Source organism: Acinetobacter colistiniresistens, assembly GCF_000413935.1.
Lineage (GTDB): Bacteria > Pseudomonadota > Gammaproteobacteria > Pseudomonadales > Moraxellaceae > Acinetobacter > Acinetobacter colistiniresistens.
This window is the reverse complement of record NZ_KE340379.1, coordinates 409,949-429,243: the sequence shown is the minus strand read 5'-3', so window position 1 is coordinate 429,243 and position 19,295 is coordinate 409,949. Positions and strand designations below refer to the sequence as shown.

Sequence of the window (19,295 nt, the reverse complement as noted above, 5' to 3'; positions counted from 1 at the left end):
TTACATTTTTACACTAAGCAACACGATTAATGCTTAGAATGATCTCAGCTAAAGATTTCACAAAATCGTATAAGATTTTTTCCAAGCCATAAAAGTATTGGCTTTTAGCTCAACACTTTATCCATCTTGATTAAATACGATTGGCTCATCTCCATATTTATAGATCTTAGGACAAACGATTTCTAAACAACCACGCCGCTAAAGGCAAAGTCACAACTGCCAAGATAAACATTGGTACAAAATCCCACTTCACCTGTGAAAAATCAGCACCTTCCAAATACACCCGCTGCACCAAATCAATACCAAAGCGTAAAGGATTCGCATAAGTTGCCATTTCCAAAACGTATGGCATATTTTGAACAGGCGTTAACAACCCAGACAGAAGCATGAGTGGCATAATCAAAAAGAACGTAAACAACATTGCTTGCTGCATATTGAGTGAAATTGCTGAAATGGATAATCCCACACCAACCACCGCAATGTTGAAACACAGTAAACCAAAATAAAGTAAAGCCAGTGAACCATTCATGGGAATCTGAAACCAGAATAGAATAATGATCAGAATAATTGTGGACTGCATTAACCCCACAAAAATTGGGGGTAAAGCCTTACCAATCATAATGTGAATAGGTGTGTACGGCGTTACCAGCAATTGGTCAAAGGTTCCCTGCTCCCTTTCCCTAGCAACGGATAAAGAAGATAACAACAAAGTTTGCATCATACTTAAGGCAGCAATCAGAGATGGCATCAGCCCCCATCTTGATTCCTGATTTGGATTATACCAAGTACGGGTTTCGATATTAATGAAGGAAACTGCGCCCAAACGTTCCTGATTAAATTTTGCGACAATATTATTGATATAGGAACCAGCCATGCCCGCAGTTGAGGAATTGCGTCCATCTAAAATTATCTGAATGGGTGAGAGTTGGCCCTGATTGAGTTTATCTTCAAAATCAGGAGGAATTGTAATCACAGCTAAAGCTTCGCGATCATCAATCACCTGCTTGATTTGATTGTTATTTGCCAAAGTCGCAGTTCGGTTAAATACGCCTGAACCATCCAGATGTGCCAAAAATTGTTGTGATAGCTGCGTTTTACTCTGGTCCAATACTGCATAATCAACATGATTGACATCATAGCTGGCAGCATAGCCAAACAACAAAGCCTGCATCAGCGCGGGAACAAATAAAATAGTCCGATTTGCAGGGTCACTAAAAATGGTGAGAAATTCTTTCTTCACCAACACCATAAGGTAACTAAACCAGGCAGTAATACGTTGAATCATTGGAGTTACCTCAAGCGTTTTTTCAATGACTTGGTGGTTGCAAATGTAAGAACCACAACATAAATCATTAAAATCCCACACTGCTTAAACCATAAAGCCCAATCATCCCCACCTAAAAACAGGGTTTTGATGAGCGTCATAAAATGGGTTGCAGGTAAGAGCTGGCTAATCATTTGCACGACTGTTGGCAGATTGCGGGTATCAAAAACAAAGCCTGAAAGCATCATGGCAGGCATAAAACTTGCCAATAATGCCATTTGGCTGGCCTGAAACTGACTTTTTGAAACGCCCGAAATGGTTAAGCCCAAAAGTAATGAAACCAATAAATATAAGAATGACGAAGTGATAATAGAGAATAAAGAACCACGAATTGGAACATCAAAGACCAAAGAGGCTGCCAATAAACACACGACAATATCAATCATGCCAATCACGATATAGGGAACCAATTTTGCGAGTACAATTTCTAAAGGACGAACTGGCGTCACAAATAACGCTTCCAGTGTCCCTCTTTCACGCTCTCTGGCAATCAGCAACCCCGTCAGAAATGCGCCAATCAAGGTCAGTACCAATACCATTAAACCGGGTACTAAGAACCAAGTACTATTGGCTGACTCATTAAACCACATACGTTGTTCCACACTGACCATAGCAGCGGATGGCTGCATTTGACTACGATCGGCCTGAATCGTTTGAGGCGTCGTTAAAGCACCCGCAATATATCCTTGTAGTGCTGAAGCGACACTGGTTGAACGACCATTGCTAATGACCTGAATCGTGGCATTGTTATTGGCACTTTGCTCAGCAAAATCGGAAGCTAATACCACAATCGCATCGATTTCTGCTTTCCCCATGGCCTGTTCAGCTTGATGATAACTTTGATAATGTGTTGCGGTAATATACCGAGTCCCGTTCAACCCTGTAATCAGTTGCTGACTTTGTGGTGTCATATTTTGTACCACCACGCCAACCCGACCATTGCTTAAATCGAAAGACAGACCATAGCCAAATAATAGAATCAGGATAAGGGGCAAAATTAAGCCGATTGCCAAACTGCTTTTATCCCGTATCAATTGATGACTTTCTTTGCGAATTAACGCCACCAAACGCAGGGCAGATGCTGGGAGTTTCATACACTGTTCCCTGCCCGATCTGGATGACAACGGGCTTGCTCAACGATGGCAATAAAAGCACTGTTCATATCACTATGACCTTGCGCTCCAGCTTGTATCCGAACCTGTTTAGGCGAACCTAAAGCCAACATTTTTCCTGCATCCTGAATGGCAATGCGATCACAATATTCTGCTTCCTCCATAAAGTGCGTGGTGATAATGATAGTTATGCCTTGATTCGCCAGTTCACCAATGGTGTACCAAAATGAGCGTCTGGCCACAGGATCAATGCCACTGGTTGGCTCATCCAGAAAAACAATCTCGGGCTGATGTAATAAAGCCGCAGCCATGGATAATCGTTGCTTGAAACCATTGGGAAGATCACCACTTTTGGCATGCGGTTTCAGTTCAAAACGTTGTAGGGCCTCATCAATCTGCTGGTTTAATGTTTTCCCTGATAAACCATATGCTCCACCGAAAAACTTTAGATTATCCAAGACAGTCAAATTGCTATATAAAGCAAATTTTTGTGAAACATAGCCAATTTTTGCTCGTGCCTGTGCCCGTGCAGTCCGCAAGTTCATGCCTGCAACTTCCAGTGTGCCACTACTGGCTGGTAGCAACCCACATAACATTCTAAAGGTCGTGGTTTTTCCCGCACCATTTGGGCCGAGCAGTCCAAAAATTTCTCCCCGTTTCACTTCAAATGAGGTATTTGCCACGGCAGTAAAATCACCAAATGTTCGCACCAGATCTTTCACAGCAATTACGGGAGATTGCTGCGCAATATCCAGCACGGGGGTACCTTCGATCACACTCTGCTTATTCTTGGATTGTTCATGTGCGACCTGTTGTGCTTGTTGTAAAAACCACATAAAGGCATCTTCAAGCTCAGGCTCCCGACGAGAAACGACTGCATCTACAGGCAACTGCTCCGCTGGTAATTCTGGACAATCAGGTCTGGTAATAAATCGCACCACATTACCTTTGGGTACAGCATCAATAATATACTGATGCATATCTAATAACTGGCTTTGCAGAATCCGAGCTTTCATATTTTGAGGTGGTTCAACTTGCCAAGTTAGACCACGAACCTGCTCACTCAGACTTTGAGCGGTACCCTGTTCTAAAATTTTTCCTTCATACATCACATAAATGTCGGCACAACGCTCGGCTTCATCCATATATGCAGTACTGATAATAACGCTTAAATTTTCTTCTTTGACCAGTTGTTCAATAATGGTCCATAGATCCCGTCTAGACAACGGATCAACCCCGACACTCGGTTCATCCAATAACAATAATTCTGGTGAACGGACCAAAGTACACGCCAGTCCCAATTTTTGCTTCATCCCACCCGATAATTTACCTGCAGGTCGTTCTGTAAATTTACTCAGATCTGTAATTTCCAGTAATCGGGCAAAACGCTGTTTGCGTTGTTGTTGCGGAACACCATGTAAATCAGCATATAAATCCAGATTCTCCTGAATGCTTAAATCTTCATAGAGTCCGAAGCGTTGTGGCATATAACTGATACGGTTTTGTACCCCTTGTGGATTTTTAGCCACATCAAGACCCAATACCTCTAATGAACCTGCTGAGGGTTGATAGAGGCCTGCAACCAAACGCAGAAAGGTAGTTTTTCCCGCACCGTCAGGACCAACCAAAGCAGTCAGTTGCCCAGAGGGAATCTGTATATTCAAATCCTCAAGTGCCAAAATATCCACGCTGTTCTTATTGCCTGCCTGAAATACCTTACTTAAATTACGGGCAATCACGACATGAGAAGCATTATTATTTTGCAGGACATTCATATCAGTCTACTCAATTCGCCTTGGCAATCTTAACCGTAACGGGTTGCCCCATTTTGAGTTGATCACCTGGATCATTGACATACACCCGAACCTCATAAACCAGCGTCGTACGGATGTCTTCGGTCTGTACCGTTTTAGGTGTAAATTCGGCAACAGATGAGATATAACCTATTTTTCCTGTAATCGGCTGATGAGGTAGAGCATCCCGAATAACCTGAGCTGCCGCTCCCATTTTGATAAAGCTCAAATCATTTTCATTGGCATATACCCGTACCCATTTGGGATCAGTCAAAGCAAGCGTATAGACCGTTTTTTGTGCAGTGGTCATATCTCCTACTTCCTGTAATCTTGCCCGTACCACAGCATCGACTGGTGAACGCAATTCACTTTGCGCAATTTGATATTGGATTAAATCCAGATTGGCTTGTGTTGCCTGATATTGTGCTTTTGCTGCTGCACGTTCTTCTGCCCGTGCGCCTTGCTGCAATAACTGTAAATTTGCTTCACTTTCCTTTACTGAAGCGGCCGCGGTTGCTTGTGTACTTTGTGCAGCATCCAGTTCCTGTTTACTGATCGCCTGCCCAGAAGTTGTCTGATTCAATACGTTTAAACGCTGATAATCTTTATTAGCTTTTTGCAGTTGCGCCTGTGCTGAAACTAATTGGGCTTTTGCCTGAGCAATCTGTTCAGGCCGATTCCCTACCTTCTGCTCAATCAGGGTCTGTTTTTGCACATTCAGCTGAGCTTCCGCCTGTTGTTGCTGAATTTTCAGGGCATCTGTTTTGAGGGTAGCCAAGACCTCGCCCTGTTTCACTTTGTCTCCCTCCTGTACCGAAAGGGTTTCGATTCGTCCAGCCTGCTCAAAAGCTAAAGAGACCTGACGAATATCAACATTTCCATAAAGCGTCAGGTCATGCTCTGGATTTTTATCTTTCTTTATAAGCCATATCGCAATCCCTAAAATAACAATAATGCATAGCAGCGCACCCGCAATAACACGCTTCTTCATGGAATAACCCTTTTAATTAAATTAAAGTTTAAATTCAATTTAAATTTAAACTATATCAATTTAACAAAAAAAGCTATACTTGATCAGTAATGATTGATTCAGAGTAAAAGATGTCGAGAGCTAGGCGAAGTGATGGTGATGTAACTAAATCGAAAATTCTCGAAGCTGCGGGTCACTTGATTGCTCAAAATGGTTTTGCGCAAACTACAAATAAGCAAATTGCCAAAGCCGCAACGGTAGATTTAGCTGCAATTAACTATCATTTTGATGGTCGTGATGGTTTATATAAGGCGGTCTTAGCTGAAGCACATACACATTACATTGATGAGAAACGGCTAGCTGAGTTAGTAGAGAGTTCTGTCCCACCTACCAGAAAACTTGAAATTTTCTACGAAACACTGATTAGTAAGCTGGTTGAGCAAGATGTTTGGCATAGCAAAGTCTTTATTCGTGAACTGTTTTCTCCGACTCCCTACTTACATGAGTTTATGGCAAGTGACGGCGCAAGAAAATTCAACTTTGTACGCAAAATTATCAGTCAGGTTTCTGGGCTAGATGAGCATCATCCCGCTTTACTCCCCTGTATTTTAAGTGTAATTGCACCATGCTTAATGTTGATTATCGCAAACACCAATATCCCGACACCGATACAAAACATTTCGCAGATGCAGTCCCAACAACTTGTACAACATCTCATGACTTTTTCTATAGCAGGATTAGAAGCGATCAAGAAGCATCAATGATTAGAACGTGAGAGTTAGCCGAAGCTCTCTCACCTATAGCCTTATTCAATCAGATAAAGGTGCGCTGACAATAAAACAGGTTGGAACAATGTCGAGTGCTTTATATTCTTTGATCGATGATAAAGCCGATATAAAAACCTCAAAATTGATTGGTTGGGATTCTCATATTGATTACCGTCTGCTCGATGGTTAAAACAGCTTGCAGGAAGAGAACCAGATTTAAAATTGAATAGCTTAAATACGCAGAAAGCGGCTATTCAAGCTGGCTTAGGTATCGGCATACTTCCCTGTTTCATTGCAGATGGTTTTATTCGTATTCAACAACCCTATCTCTTTGAAGAGCCATTGTGGTTGGTCACACACGCTTCAGCAAAGCTCTCCCCAAGAATCAGACTTGTTTATGATGAAATCTCTTCGATCATGCAAGACCATCAATCCAGACTCCATCAGAAGTTTTAATCCGATCAATAGATATGTATCGAACTGGCTTATTTAAATCGCCAAAAAAAAGCCACATCTGGAGAATGTGGCTAAAGTATTGCTTTGCTTGCTACGGTTAAACCGTAGTTTTAGATTAAAACCCGTGGCTTAATTTAAACTGAATAGTTAACGTATATATCCCTTTTCGATAAATTTTGAGAACACAAATTGATAAACTTTTAAAATCCAGCTCACCAAGTAATTTCCATATTTCTGCCAAATCGAGATACCGACCATGTTAAGTAACAGTGCAAGCGTAAACGCCCCAATCATATCCAAAGGATAATGGACGCCTAAATAAACGCGAGACCATGCCACAAACCATGCAAGAATCAAAAAGAGATAACCAATACGCTTTTGCTGAGAAAATAAATATGAGAAAGCAATAGTGCTAAAAAATAGCATATGATCACTCGGGAATGATCCGCTCGGCGCATGTTCTATAATCGTCCGTCCAATCTCTACAACAAAAGGACGAGGATAATAAAAATAGCTCGAAATGATTTGGCTAACAATAAAGGCAATTAAAGTAAAAATTGTCGCTTTAACAATTTGCTTTTTAACCGCAAAACTTCCTTTTAACCAAGCAATCAAAAAACCTAAAACCACTAAATATAACAAATCATTAGCAACAAATATTGCAAGCTTTATTGTAAATTCAGATGCATTTTCAGAAGCATTGATAAAATGAAATAGGTTTAAATTAATATGCTCTATATTCATATAAGCAACCCAAAAAATTGAAGGAATATAGCATATTGGCTAAACAATACTGTTATATCCACTAAACAATTTTCCAGAGTTGCTTATATTTCAAAGAAATACAGACGCTTAGCAATGTATCGTTTCTGTGATCTTGATTTAACAAAGAAATCTAAGAATTAAGACCCTAATAATTGCCCTATTTCCAAGCTTGAATACCCTCGTTCTTTAAATATTAAAACGATGGCTTTTTTATAGGCTTCAGAATGAGAAGTTTTATATTTTGTGATCAGTTGAATTTCAGTATTCAGTTCAAGATCACTTTTTAAAGTCAATACTTCCGTAGAGATTGTGTCAAAAATCTTTAAATTAAACATACAGGCGCTCTTTAGCTAAGTTGTAGCGGCCCGACTACAACAAACACCTGCCTAAGTTTAACTAGACACCCTTTGAACAAGGATTACAAATTTAAGAAATGTCTGCAAGACTCTGCAAAAGAAAAGTGTAAATATTATTCAAGGCAAACTTATCAATAGATTGCATCTTCAAGTAAATGCGAGCCCAAGCGATAAGAGTCAGCTTTTTCTTACAAAGGACGTTGCCTTGATCTTCTCGGGTGAGATCTCTTCCATTGCCGCATAAAGAGCTCGATAATGAGTTTTTACAAACAACTTTGCACAACAGATCCGTTTATTTCTTTTTGTAATTCCAGTAAAGATCAATTTATTTTATATGCGCTCTTCTTGCTCATCTCAGTCATTCATCTGCACCTCATAAATCGATGAAGATATAGATTATACAATTTCATGATTTTACTTAAAAATATCTTTATAAAATCTTAATCATCTATTCTGAATATGGATCGAATCCAAAATTTATGACCTTGAATATTAATTGCATCATTCATCCGCAGCATAAAAAGTAAAAACACAAAACACACAAAGCAACAGATAGAAAAAACATAAAAAATATCCTGAAATTTAGCCATGAAATCTTTATAAATCTTAAGCAACTGATAAATAAATATTTAATCAGAAAAAGGCAAAATAAATTGCTATACACAAGCAAGACAATATGTGATTTAAATCACATATTAAAATAAAAGTGAGAAATACTTAACAATCAAATTATTTATGAAAAATATTCAGCCATTCCTTCCAACCAGTCTATTGTTTTTTTTAATTTCAAATCTTTCATATGCACACTCCACTGATTTATTAAGAGAAAAAGCGATTTTTCAGATTAAAAATGGACAAACAACACAAGGTTTGACAACACTTGAATTGCTGTTACAGCAATACCCTGAACAACAGAAAATTCTAGCTGACTACCTCTTGTCAGCTTCGCAAATCCAAGACATCCCCCAAACTACCTTGACCCATTTAACACAGCGGATTTTACCAAGCCAATTCCCAGAATATGCTCAGCTCGCAACAGTTAAACTTTTACGAGACCAAAAACAGTTTGCTGACGCATTGGTATTATTAGAAAAGTTTGAACCTTATCAAAAACATAATGAATTACAAGTTTCAATTCTAAAATCTGTATTATTTGCAGAAAATAAACAGCAAGTTGAAGCAGTGAAGATATTAAAAAATCTTGATGCCAAACCTATGAATGCTGAACAACTTGCCCTCGTCGCATATGTATATCGCCTATTACAACAAAATACTTCTGCCTTACAAACCATTCAGTTGGCTTATGCCCAACAGCCAACAAATGAAACCATTCAAAATGAGTATTTAAATATTTTAATTGCACTTCGCAGTTATGAAATGGCGACCGCTTTTTCTCAAAAACATCATCTCACTGATAAAATTGAGAATTTAACTTGGCAGACTAGAGTTGGAAAATTTTCACAAAACATAAATGAGGCAATCAAACAGCAAAAATATTTATCTGCTCGTGCAGAAACCGATCACAAAAGTTTTGAACAACTCGATCAAGTTCTGAAAGAAGGCGAACAAATTGCACAGCAGATTCCAGCGAATCAGGCCATGTTCAATCGTTTCTATTATGACTACCTGTATGCATTGAGTTATCGTGGGAGAAAACAACAGCTGTTGAGCATCTTAGGGCAAGTTCCCTTACCCCCTATCGAGCAAATGCCTGCCTATACACGCCATGCCATTGCAGATACCTACCTTGCAAATAAACAACCAGCCGAAGCTGAGATGATCTACCGTACCTTATTAACTGAAAAAAACTACCCAGATATTAACCTCTATACCTCACTGTATTATTCATTGATCGAACAAGAAAAATATCAGGATGCCAATGCACTCATTCGCTTGACTGATGAACTGCTTCCTACATATGAATACAGCGAAGCCAAAGGTGTCGATAAAAATGTACACCCAGATCGAAATGAATATCTATCTCTGCTTGCTCTAAATATGGCTTATAACAACCGCCTCGATTTATCTGAACAATATCTCAATGCTACCGTTGCCAAAGCTCCAAATAATGCTCAGTTTTTAAATGACTTAGCCAAAATCCAACGTTGGCGTGACAACCCTCGCCAAGCTCAACTCAGTATTGACCGTTTAAATGGTTTAGAACCTCGCTCAAAATATACACGGATCAATGCCATGCAAAACACTCAAGCACTTGGCGATATCCAAGCTTGGCGTAAGCAAACTAAAGATCTCGTTGAAGATTATCCAAACGATAGCAGCGTCATAAAAAGTAGTCAGGAATTAGATGATCGCAATCACGCGATGATTACACATGAAAGTCGATTTTCACGTAGCCGTTCGGAGCAAAATCAACTCTTACAATCACTCAAAGGGGCACGCGATCGCGAATCGAATACCTCCTTATATTCACCTTGGATTGCAGACAATTATCGTCTCTTTATTGAACATCAGAATATTTGGGGAAAATATGCCGATGGTAATCTACAAGAGCAACGCTTTGGTTTAGGCCTACACTGGCAAGACAAAGGTAAAAATTTGGCGCTTGTTGCCTCTCAAAATACTGAGGGTCAGCGCCAAGGCTTCAGAGCGGATTGGTCACATCAACTCAATGACAATTGGCAGTATGCATTATCCCTCAACACCCAAGCCAATATTCCATTACAAGCCATCAATCAAGGTGAAAATGGCGAATCTTATAGCGCTTCGATTCAATGGCAACAAAATGAATCCCGACAAGCCAATGCCGGATATGGCTACACCGATATTAGTGATGGAAATAAACGCCATGATTTTTTTGCAAACTATAATCAACGTATTTTTCAAACTGCCCATCACACCACACAAGCTGGTTTTTCCGCATTTTTAGGAAAAAATCGTTTAGATAACGTTGCTTATTTTAGTCCTAAACAAAGTTATAGCCTCGCGGTCAACTTGAACCATGACTGGCTGACTTGGCGAAATTACGAACGTCACTTCAATCAAAATTTTTCGATCAATGCAGGGCTGTTCCAGCAACAAGATTACGGCTCTAAACCCATTTTTGATGCGCAATATCGACATGAGTGGCAATTGTCTCGGATCTGGGCACTGCATTATGGCATTGGTTGGAAGCGACATCCTTATGATGGCATCAATGAGAATCAAACCTATGCCCTGTTCGGTTTTGGAGGACGATTCTAATGAAATTTTCTAATATTTTTAAAATACTCTCAGCTTGTGTCATCCTCATTCCAATCCATAGCTTTGCAGCAGACGAAGCAAAATTCGACACTCATCATTTTGTCAGCCTGACCTTTCATGATGTCCGTGACGATGTCTTGAAAACGGGTGACCGCGATATTTATGCCATTAATACCCAGAATTTAGTACAGTTTTTTGAATGGCTGAAACGTTCTGAATGGACTCCAATTACCTTAAAACAAATTATAGCCTCTCGGCAACATGGTGTTCCCCTGCCTAAAAATGCAGTTTTGATTAGTTTTGATGACGGCGCCTTAAGCGGATATAGCCATGTCTATCCTTTGGTCAAGCAATATCAAATTCCGGTTGTGTTTGCTTTGGTCACCAGCTGGACCGAAGGTAATACACAGGCTGCTTATGAAGCCTATGGTCAAAATAACTTGATGAGCTGGGAACAACTGCAAGAAATTCAAAAATCAGGTTTAGTAGAATTTGCCAGCCATAGTCATGATTTGCATAAGGGGGTACTGGCCAATAGACAGAAAAATGAAAAACCTGCCGCGCTGACTCGACAATATGATCTAAGCAATCAACGCTATGAAACTGAATCAGAATACCGCCAGCGGATCTATAACGACTTGGTGAAATCAAAACAGGTGTTACAGCAAAAACTAGGAATAGATGCACTTGCAATCATTTGGCCCTATGGTGCGGTCAACCCACAAGTCACTCAAATTGCCAATCGAGCAGGCTTTCCTCTGTCTTTTAGTTTAGGGACGGAAAAATTAAATGATGCCAATGATGCAACCTTTCAACGCGGCATTGTTTCGAATAATCCAACGGCAGAAAATTTACGTGAACAACTCACGGGTTTTATGGAATATGGTCAACGACAAGAGTATGAACCCATGCGCGGCTTGCAATTTGACCTAGCTCAATTTTCACAAGATGACGCCTTGTTTAATCAGCAATTAGGCAGCTTATTAAACAATCTAAGTGCGTTAAAAACCAATACCTTAATCGTTAATGCTTTAACTGATGATAATAAGAGAAACGATGATCAAGCGTATTTCCCAACCACACATTTAAAGCTGGCTCAGGATATTTTAAGTCGTACCCATTGGCAGGCCCGAACACGGGTTTTTCATCGGGTGTATGCCCAGATACCGATTTATCCCGATCTGAAGCAGACTCATTTAGCAGTCGATTTAAGTAAAGACCTGATTCAGAATAACCCCAATCTGGATGGCATTATTTTAAAAACAGACCAACTCCTTGCATGTCGTTATAGCACCGTTGTGGACTCAGCTTGTCTGGAAAAAGAAGCTCAAATTTTAAAGCTGACTCAGCAGGTACAAGCTGCGGTCACACCTTATCTCAATCAAAGCAATCTCTTTCATTTAACACTACAACTTTCACTCTCTGATTTAACAGATCAGGGCTTAGAGCAAATTGTTAAAACCTATCTGCCCTTCGTATCATTACTGAATATTGAGATCGACAGTCTAGACCACCTCCATACCTATCAAAAATTTATAGCACAAGTTGATCATTTAACTGCCCCACAAAAAGCCAGATTGATGGTCACCTTAGTGAATCGAGACCAAACTTCCGCAAAAGAATTACAGGTCTTGCAACAACAGTTTTTAAACTTACAAAGACATGGAATCCAAAAATTGGTTTTAAGCAATTACCGCTTTGATAATGCAAAAGTGGTGCATGAACAATTATTTACACCACTGAGCTTAAATGAGAGCCCAATCAGTTATCGCAATCCTTTTATTGATCAGCGGGTCCATGGAGCACAACCATGAGCTTAATGGAAATTCTTTTTTTATTTGCTTTTCTCTATCCATTGGTCATGGCATGGACATGGATGGTCGGTGGTCTATGGTTCTACTTTAAACGTGAATATCAACAAAACCACTTGCCCGAGATATCAGAACAGGGATGCAGCATTATCATTCCTTGTTTTAATGAAGAAGCTCAAGTTCGAGAAACCATACGTTTTGCAATACAAACACAATATCCTCAATTTGAAGTCATCGCGGTCAATGACGGTAGCTCTGACAATACCGCAAATATTTTGGATGAGTTGGCGCTTAAACATCCAAGTTTAAGGGTTGTGCATCTGGCAGAAAACCAAGGAAAAGCGTTTGCCTTACGTTCTGGCATGATGGTGAGCCAATACGAATATCTGATTTGTATTGATGGTGACGCTTTGCTGCATCCGCATGCTGCGATTTGGATGATGCATCAACTGACGGCGTTCAATCAGGTCGGCGCAGTGACTGGTAATCCTCGAATTTTAAATCGTTCAAGTATTCTGGGAAAACTACAGGTCGGTGAGTTTTCATCCATTATTGGCTTAATTAAACGTGCACAACGAACTTATGGGCGTATTTTTACAGTTTCAGGTGTCATTGCCGGCTTTAGAAAAACAGCCCTTATGCAAGTGGGGTTATGGTCAGAAGATAAGATCACTGAAGACATTGATATCTCTTGGAAACTCCAACTCGCTGGCTGGGATATTCACTATGTTCCAAATGCACTGTGTTACATCTATATGCCTGAAACCTTTAAAGGGTTATGGAAACAAAGATTGCGTTGGGCTCAAGGTGGCGTTGAAGTCATCAAAACCTACCTTCCCAAACTTTTTAAAGTTTCAGCACTCAAAATGTGGCCTGTCGCGCTTGAAGCAATTACCAGTATGATTTGGGCATACGTCATTTTTCTGATCATTATCCTGTTTTTCCTTGGATTAGTCGTTCCGCTGTCCCCAGCATGGCAGATTAAATCCTTATTTCCACAGTGGTACGGCGTCATTTTAGCGATCACCTGTCTGATTCAGTTTTTTGTCAGCTTATTCATCGACAAACGATATGACGGTAATCGTTTCTTGAGAAATTATTTCTGGGTGATTTGGTACCCGCTATTTTTCTGGATACTCAGTGCAGCAACCACCGTTGTTGCTGTCCCCAAAGCCTTATTTACACGTAAAAAAAGAGCGAGATGGATCAGCCCTGATCGTGGGTTTAGAGGAGAATCCGAATGAAACCACTCCATTCAAGTATTGTTGTTGATGAATCACAACTCGATATTCCTGAATATATTGACCAACAGCAATATGTAAAAAACAAAGGCGCACACTATTTACTTCAAGGCATCGGTTGGACGCTCTGGACACTGCTCTTTTTACCCTTATTGGCAATATTTTTATGGCTCTACCAAGGTAAATTAATTAAAAATTATATTTTTGCAGAACAGATCAGCGTACAGATCCATAATTTCTTCTGGTTAACACTGATCGTGGCGATTTGCTGTACCTCTTTATTGTTATGGGCAAGCTATAATTGGTTACGCTACCGCAAGACTGAAAAGACCACAATCAACAATGTTAGTCCATCTTTATTGGCAGAATGTTTTTTCATTCCAATGGATGATTTAGCAAAAATTCAGAATTCCAAAAATATTGTACTGCACTACGATCATGAAGGTCTGTTAGCTGACTACGAACTTAAATAAATCTTCATTCACTATGAAATAAAAAAGAGGCAAATCATTGCCTCTTTTTTATACGTTCTACGCTTCAATTTCAGCAATAAAGACGTATTTCAAACCTCACTCAATCAAACCAATAATTGATTCCGCTTGATTGGTACTTCCCTGCTCTGCCATGCTTTTTATTATGCCACTGCGATGTGCCAACACAGGGACTTCCATTTTCATGGCTTCCATAATGGCCACCACTTGTCCTTCTGTGACCGGTTCACCCTGTGCAACTTTCCAAGCGCTAATCACACCACTAATGGGTGCAAGTAAATGCTCAGCTTGTATTTCTGGTTCGGTAGATTGTGCTGGCGTTGTCGTTGTTACTGAACCTTGTGCAAACATACCTGCTGGTAAGCCTAAACGATGTAATTTGCCATCAATTTCAATATAACTGAGCAACATCGGTTGTTGATGGTTTGGAATACCGCGCTTGCTTGGCTTTAACTCTTGTTTAAAGTCATTTTCGATCCAGCGGGTATGTACATTAAATTCATCTGTAAAGTCAGGCTCATTGAGTACCGCACGATGAAAGTCTAGAACCGAGGCAACCCCTTCAATTTTAAATTGCTTTAAGGCACGTTTGGCACGAGCAATCGCAACCTCACGGGTTGGGCCAGTCACAATCAGTTTTGCCATGAGTGAGTCAAAATGACTAGAGACCAATGAGCCCGTGCGAACGCCTGTATCGACTCGCACACCATGACCAAAGGGTGCTTCAAACAAGCTCAATACGCCAAATGCTGGAATAAAACCGCGTGCTGGGTCTTCCGCATTGATACGAAACTCAATGGCATGACCTTGTGCTTTGGGTGTCTCTTTAATCGAAAGTTCATGACCTTGTGCAACACGGATTTGTTCTACCACTAAATCCACGTTTGCGGTTTCTTCAGTGACAGGATGCTCAACTTGCAAACGAGTGTTTACTTCTAAAAATGATAGCTTTCCATCACGGCTCAATAAATATTCAACTGTGCCTGCGCCGACATAATTGGCTGCCTGACAGATATTTTTTGCCGAGTGTAAAATTTGTTGGTAAGTCTCATCACTAATAAATGGTGCAGGTGCTTCTTCGACTAACTTCTGGTTACGGCGTTGCAATGAACAATCACGTGTCCCTAGCACCACAATATTGCCATGTTGATCGGCAATCACTTGAGCTTCAACATGACGGGGTTGATCTAAATACTGCTCGACAAAACATTCACCACGACCAAAAGCAGCTTTGGCCTCACGTACCGCCGAATCATACAGCTCTTTGACTTCTTCAAGTTTCCAAGCCACTTTTAAACCTCGACCGCCACCACCAAATGCGGCTTTAATCGCAACCGGTAAACCAAATTGTTTGGCAAAATCCAAAGCTTCATCAGCATTGTTGAGCGGGTCTTGCGTCCCGTGAACCAAAGGTGCACCGACTGAAGCGGCTATTTTACGCGCTTCAATTTTATCCCCCAGTTTTTCAATCGCGCTTGGAGATGGCCCTACCCATTTTAAGCCCGCATCAAGTACCGCTTGGGCAAATTCGGCACGTTCAGATAAAAAGCCATAACCCGGATGCACCATGGTCGCTTGGGATTTTTTTGCAATCTCGATAATGGCCGCAATGTTTAAATAGGTTTCACTAGCAGTCGCACCAGCCAAGCCCCAAGCCTCATCGGCAAGCTCGACATGCATACTGCCAATGTCGTCATCGGCATATAGTGCGACCGATGCAATGCCCATATCACGGCAAGCATGAATAATACGGACGGCAATTTCACCACGATTGGCAATCAATAATTTTTCAGTTTTCATCTTTTATTCTCAAAATCTGTCAATTCGGCAATTTTTTTAAATTGGATACGGCAACCCGCAGGAATCTGTGCCACCAAATTCCAATGGTGTTTCGCAACCGCAGCAATGACGGGATATCCACCCGTTAAAGGGTGATCATTCATAAACAAAACTGGTTGACCACTCGGTGGTATCTGCAAAGCACCAATGCACGCACCTTCACTTTCCAGTTCATGGCTAATTTTGCGGGTTAAAGGTTCAGCGCCTGACAGTCTGAGTCCAACGCGATTGCTTTCATTGGTCACCAACCATTCCTGCTGACATAGCAGGTCTATACTGTCTTGTTCAAACCAATCGGTGCGTGGACCCATCACAATATCGAGCTCAACTAGATCACCGACTTTGGGCAGATTCAGTTGAGCCACTTCGTTAATGCTGATATTGATGACCTTGGCCTGTCCTTGATAAATGGTATCACCAAGTTTTAACGGTTCTGGCCCTAGCACAGCCAAACTATCAAATGAAGCACTGTCTAAAACAGATTGAACCTCAATGCCACCACGAACGGCAAGATAGTTTCTAAGTCCCGCTGTAGGCGGCTGAATGTGAAACTCATCACCGTCATCCAGATCAATGAGCTGATAACTAGCAAAATCTGCAGTTTGACCATCGGCAAATTTCACACGAATTTTTGAGATGCCGCCTGTCACTGCAATTACGGCGGCATGCTGCAGTTTGGCCTTTAAGCCACCATTTAAAACCTCAATCACAGGCGTATCAGTTGGATTCCCCACAAGACGATTGGCACTGTGCATCGCAGATACATCCATTGCCCCTGCAACCCCAACACCAATCTTGGTCTGGTTAAAGCGCCCTTCATCCTGAATCAGCATCTGTAGACTAGGCATAGTGATGCTAAACAGTGGCACCGATTGTTTCGGTTCAACCATACGCGTGATCTGTTGAGGTACATTCACCGTTGTTGGACGATGCGTGACATCTTTAAAATGTACCGTCATGCCCGGCAACAAGAGCGCTGGATTTTTTCGCTCTAAATCCCACATTTTTTCTGTTGTGGTGCCAATCAGTTGCCAGCCACCCGGACTGTCTTTCGGATAAATACCAGAATATCTCCCAGCCAAGCCTAACGAGCCTGCAGGTATTTTTTTACGTGGAACCGTTAAGCGTGGAATATCGGTAAAAGGTCGGTCAGGACTGCTCATATAAGCAAAGCCCGGCGCAAAACCAATAAAAGCCACATTCCACACGCTTTGTTGATGTTTTCTAATCACATCGGCAACAGATAACCCTTGCAAGTCAGCCACCTGTGCAAGGTCTTCACCATCGTAACGAATCGGCACAATCACAGCTTGACCACTACGCTCAAATCCAGCATCAACTTTGAGGCTCTGAATTAAAGCAACCAGCGTTTTAAAGTTGGTTTCGATCTCGTTAAAAAAAACCAAAATTGTTTTGGCAGCAGGGACTAGGTCTTTAATTCCATTCAATGGCGTGTTTTGCAATGTATTGTACAAGGCCAAAGTTTCTTCTAGGCTTGCAAGCTCAATCAGGAAACAGTCGGCGTTTACCGATAAAAAACGCATTTGCTTATCCTTTTTAATGGTTCTTTATTCCAATTAGCCCATCCAAGCACGGTCAGGAATGTCGGTAATCAACATATGGCCGGGTGCATGGCTAATTGCAAAAGGAATTTTAGAGTTCATCACTGCCGCTTGTGGAGTGACTCCACAGGCCCAAAACACTGGAATTTCACCTGCTTCGATCCGGGAGGCCTCACCAAAGTCGGGTTGATTTACATCGCTAATGCCTAAGCTTTCAGGATGTCCAATATGTACGGGTGCCCCATGCACACTCGGCATACGCGCTGTAATTTTTACCGCTTCACTAATTTGATGTGACGGAATGGGTCGCATGGAAACCACCATATTGCCTGAAATACGCCCTGCGGGCTGGCACTGGATATTACTCAGATACATTGGCACATTGGTCTTATCCTGAATATGACGAACTTCAATCCCCGCTTCTTGCAGAGCAGTTTCAAAAGAAAAACTACAACCAATCAAGAAAGTCACCAAATCAGGATGTGCATGATAAATCTCACTGGCATCGGTCACTTCATCGACCATTTCGCCCTCTTTCCAAATGCGATAACGCGGGAAATCGGTTCTAATATCTGAGTCTGCAGCAAGCTTGGTTGCATAAATGCCTTCTTCGAGCACATCCAACACTGGACAGCTTTGTGGATTACGATGTGCATAGAGCAAAAAGTCATAGGCCCACGCTTTCGGTACCGAAATCATATTCACCTGCGTCATACCCGCAGCCATGCCTGCTGTCGGCTGATCAAAACCAGCACGGATTTTTAAGCGTGCATCTAAAGCGGCTTCAAGCTGAGCTGGGTCGACTTTAATATCCTTATACATGGTGCTCATCCTTATACTTTATTTACAAACGGGCGGATTTCAATCTTGTGTTTTAGTAGTTCTGCTTTAATCGCTGCTGACATTTCTAAAGCGCCATCGGTGTCACCATGTAGGCAAATGGTGTCAGCCTGAATGGGAGTAAATACACCATCAATTGACTCTACTCCACCATTTTTCAGCATGGATACCACACGACTGGCCACAAATGCCGAGTCGTGTAAAACCGCACCGTCTAAACGACGAGACACCAGTGAACCATCACTGTTATAAGCTCGGTCTGCGAATGCTTCCGACACCACTTTTAAACCCGCAGCACGTGCCTGCTCGACCAAGTTTGAACCGGCCAAAGCCACTAGAACCAGTTCAGGGTGATACATTTTAATCGCATCAATCACTGCGGCAGCCTGAGCTTGATCATGGGCAATGGTGTTGTAAAGTGCGCCATGTGGTTTAACATATTGCACTTTTGAGCCCGCCACTTTTGCCAAACCATCCAGTGCTGAAATTTGGTAAAGCACATCAGCAATCAGTTCGTCACGTGACACATCCATATTACGGCGGCCAAAACCAACCAAATCTGGATAAGACACATGTGCACCGATCGTGACACCCAGTTCAACGGCTTTACGCACTGTTTTTAAAATGCCAAGCGGGTCACCTGCATGAAAACCACATGCAATATTGGCACTGCTCACCACAGGTAAAATCTGGTCATCATTGCCCATTTTCCATGAGCCAAAGCTTTCGCCCAAATCACTGTTTAAATCTACAAACATGGCAGTATT

16 protein-coding genes are annotated in these 19,295 nt (G+C 41.3%); 6 read left to right on the top strand and 10 right to left on the bottom strand.

Annotation, left to right across the window (positions count from 1 at the left end; all coding sequences use genetic code 11):
• Positions 1 to 166: 166 nt before the first annotated feature.
• The 4 genes from F907_RS11450 to F907_RS11465 are packed head-to-tail and all read right to left on the bottom strand — an operon-like array spanning position 167 to position 5,220.
• Positions 167 to 1,285, bottom strand: a complete 1,119-nt coding sequence (locus tag F907_RS11450; RefSeq protein WP_016651837.1) for an ABC transporter permease — start codon at positions 1,283 to 1,285, stop codon at positions 167 to 169.
• 5 nt (positions 1,286 to 1,290) lie between these two features.
• The gene (locus F907_RS11455) at positions 1,291 to 2,418 is read right to left on the bottom strand and encodes an ABC transporter permease (RefSeq protein ID WP_016651836.1); all 1,128 of its coding nucleotides are present in this window, start codon (positions 2,416 to 2,418) and stop codon (positions 1,291 to 1,293) included.
• Positions 2,415 to 4,211 (bottom strand): ATP-binding cassette domain-containing protein, encoded by a 1,797-nt coding sequence (locus F907_RS11460; protein WP_016651835.1) that lies wholly within the window; start codon positions 4,209 to 4,211, stop codon positions 2,415 to 2,417. Before F907_RS11460 ends, F907_RS11455 begins: the two co-directional genes overlap by 4 nt.
• Positions 4,212 to 4,221: 10 nt before the next feature.
• A complete protein-coding gene (locus F907_RS11465; RefSeq protein WP_016651834.1) occupies positions 4,222 to 5,220 on the bottom strand; it encodes an HlyD family secretion protein in 999 nt (332 codons plus the stop codon).
• 110 nt (positions 5,221 to 5,330) lie between these two features.
• Here F907_RS11465 and F907_RS11470 point away from each other — a divergent pair, with 110 nt between their 5' ends.
• Positions 5,331 to 5,963 carry a TetR/AcrR family transcriptional regulator gene (locus tag F907_RS11470; RefSeq protein WP_016651833.1) on the top strand — a complete coding sequence of 211 codons (633 nt, stop codon included), beginning with the start codon at positions 5,331 to 5,333 and terminating at the stop codon, positions 5,961 to 5,963.
• Positions 5,964 to 6,188: 225 nt separating this feature from the next.
• A complete protein-coding gene (locus F907_RS19210; RefSeq protein WP_050570485.1) occupies positions 6,189 to 6,422 on the top strand; it encodes a LysR substrate-binding domain-containing protein in 234 nt (77 codons plus the stop codon).
• Positions 6,423 to 6,569: 147 nt separating this feature from the next.
• On the opposite strand, the gene F907_RS11475 is transcribed toward F907_RS19210, so the two are convergent.
• Positions 6,570 to 7,166 (bottom strand): phosphatase PAP2 family protein, encoded by a 597-nt coding sequence (locus F907_RS11475; protein ID WP_016651831.1) that lies wholly within the window; start codon positions 7,164 to 7,166, stop codon positions 6,570 to 6,572.
• A gap of 158 nt (positions 7,167 to 7,324) precedes the next feature.
• A complete protein-coding gene (locus F907_RS11480) occupies positions 7,325 to 7,522 on the bottom strand; it encodes a hypothetical protein (protein WP_005272034.1) in 198 nt (65 codons plus the stop codon).
• Positions 7,523 to 8,278: 756 nt separating this feature from the next.
• Here F907_RS11480 and pgaA point away from each other — a divergent pair.
• Genes pgaA through pgaD form a run of 4 tightly spaced genes read left to right on the top strand, consistent with a single transcriptional unit; the run spans position 8,279 to position 14,269 of the window.
• Positions 8,279 to 10,744, top strand: a complete 2,466-nt coding sequence (gene pgaA, locus F907_RS11485; protein ID WP_016651830.1) for a poly-beta-1,6 N-acetyl-D-glucosamine export porin PgaA — start codon at positions 8,279 to 8,281, stop codon at positions 10,742 to 10,744.
• Positions 10,744 to 12,558, top strand: a complete 1,815-nt coding sequence (gene pgaB, locus F907_RS11490; RefSeq protein WP_016651829.1) for a poly-beta-1,6-N-acetyl-D-glucosamine N-deacetylase PgaB — start codon at positions 10,744 to 10,746, stop codon at positions 12,556 to 12,558. The genes pgaA and pgaB overlap by 1 nt, the downstream gene beginning before the upstream one ends.
• Positions 12,555 to 13,799, top strand: a complete 1,245-nt coding sequence (gene pgaC / locus F907_RS11495; RefSeq protein WP_016651828.1) for a poly-beta-1,6-N-acetyl-D-glucosamine synthase — start codon at positions 12,555 to 12,557, stop codon at positions 13,797 to 13,799. The genes pgaB and pgaC overlap by 4 nt, the downstream gene beginning before the upstream one ends.
• The gene (gene pgaD, locus F907_RS11500) at positions 13,796 to 14,269 is read left to right on the top strand and encodes a poly-beta-1,6-N-acetyl-D-glucosamine biosynthesis protein PgaD (RefSeq protein ID WP_005272044.1); all 474 of its coding nucleotides are present in this window, start codon (positions 13,796 to 13,798) and stop codon (positions 14,267 to 14,269) included. The genes pgaC and pgaD overlap by 4 nt, the downstream gene beginning before the upstream one ends.
• 96 nt (positions 14,270 to 14,365) lie before the next feature.
• On the opposite strand, the gene F907_RS11505 is transcribed toward pgaD, so the two are convergent.
• The 4 genes from F907_RS11505 to F907_RS11520 are packed head-to-tail and all read right to left on the bottom strand — an operon-like array spanning position 14,366 to position 19,286.
• Positions 14,366 to 16,087: an acetyl/propionyl/methylcrotonyl-CoA carboxylase subunit alpha gene (locus F907_RS11505; protein WP_016651827.1), complete on the bottom strand. Its 1,722-nt coding sequence runs from the start codon at positions 16,085 to 16,087 to the stop codon at positions 14,366 to 14,368.
• The gene (locus F907_RS11510; protein WP_016651826.1) at positions 16,084 to 17,670 is read right to left on the bottom strand and encodes a 5-oxoprolinase subunit B/C family protein; all 1,587 of its coding nucleotides are present in this window, start codon (positions 17,668 to 17,670) and stop codon (positions 16,084 to 16,086) included. Before F907_RS11510 ends, F907_RS11505 begins: the two co-directional genes overlap by 4 nt.
• 33 nt (positions 17,671 to 17,703) lie before the next feature.
• The gene (locus tag F907_RS11515) at positions 17,704 to 18,519 is read right to left on the bottom strand and encodes a putative hydro-lyase (RefSeq protein ID WP_111804949.1); all 816 of its coding nucleotides are present in this window, start codon (positions 18,517 to 18,519) and stop codon (positions 17,704 to 17,706) included.
• 2 nt (positions 18,520 to 18,521) lie between these two features.
• Complete coding sequence (locus F907_RS11520) at positions 18,522 to 19,286, bottom strand: LamB/YcsF family protein (protein ID WP_016651824.1); 765 nt, start codon at positions 19,284 to 19,286, stop codon at positions 18,522 to 18,524.
• Positions 19,287 to 19,295 lie beyond the last annotated feature (9 nt).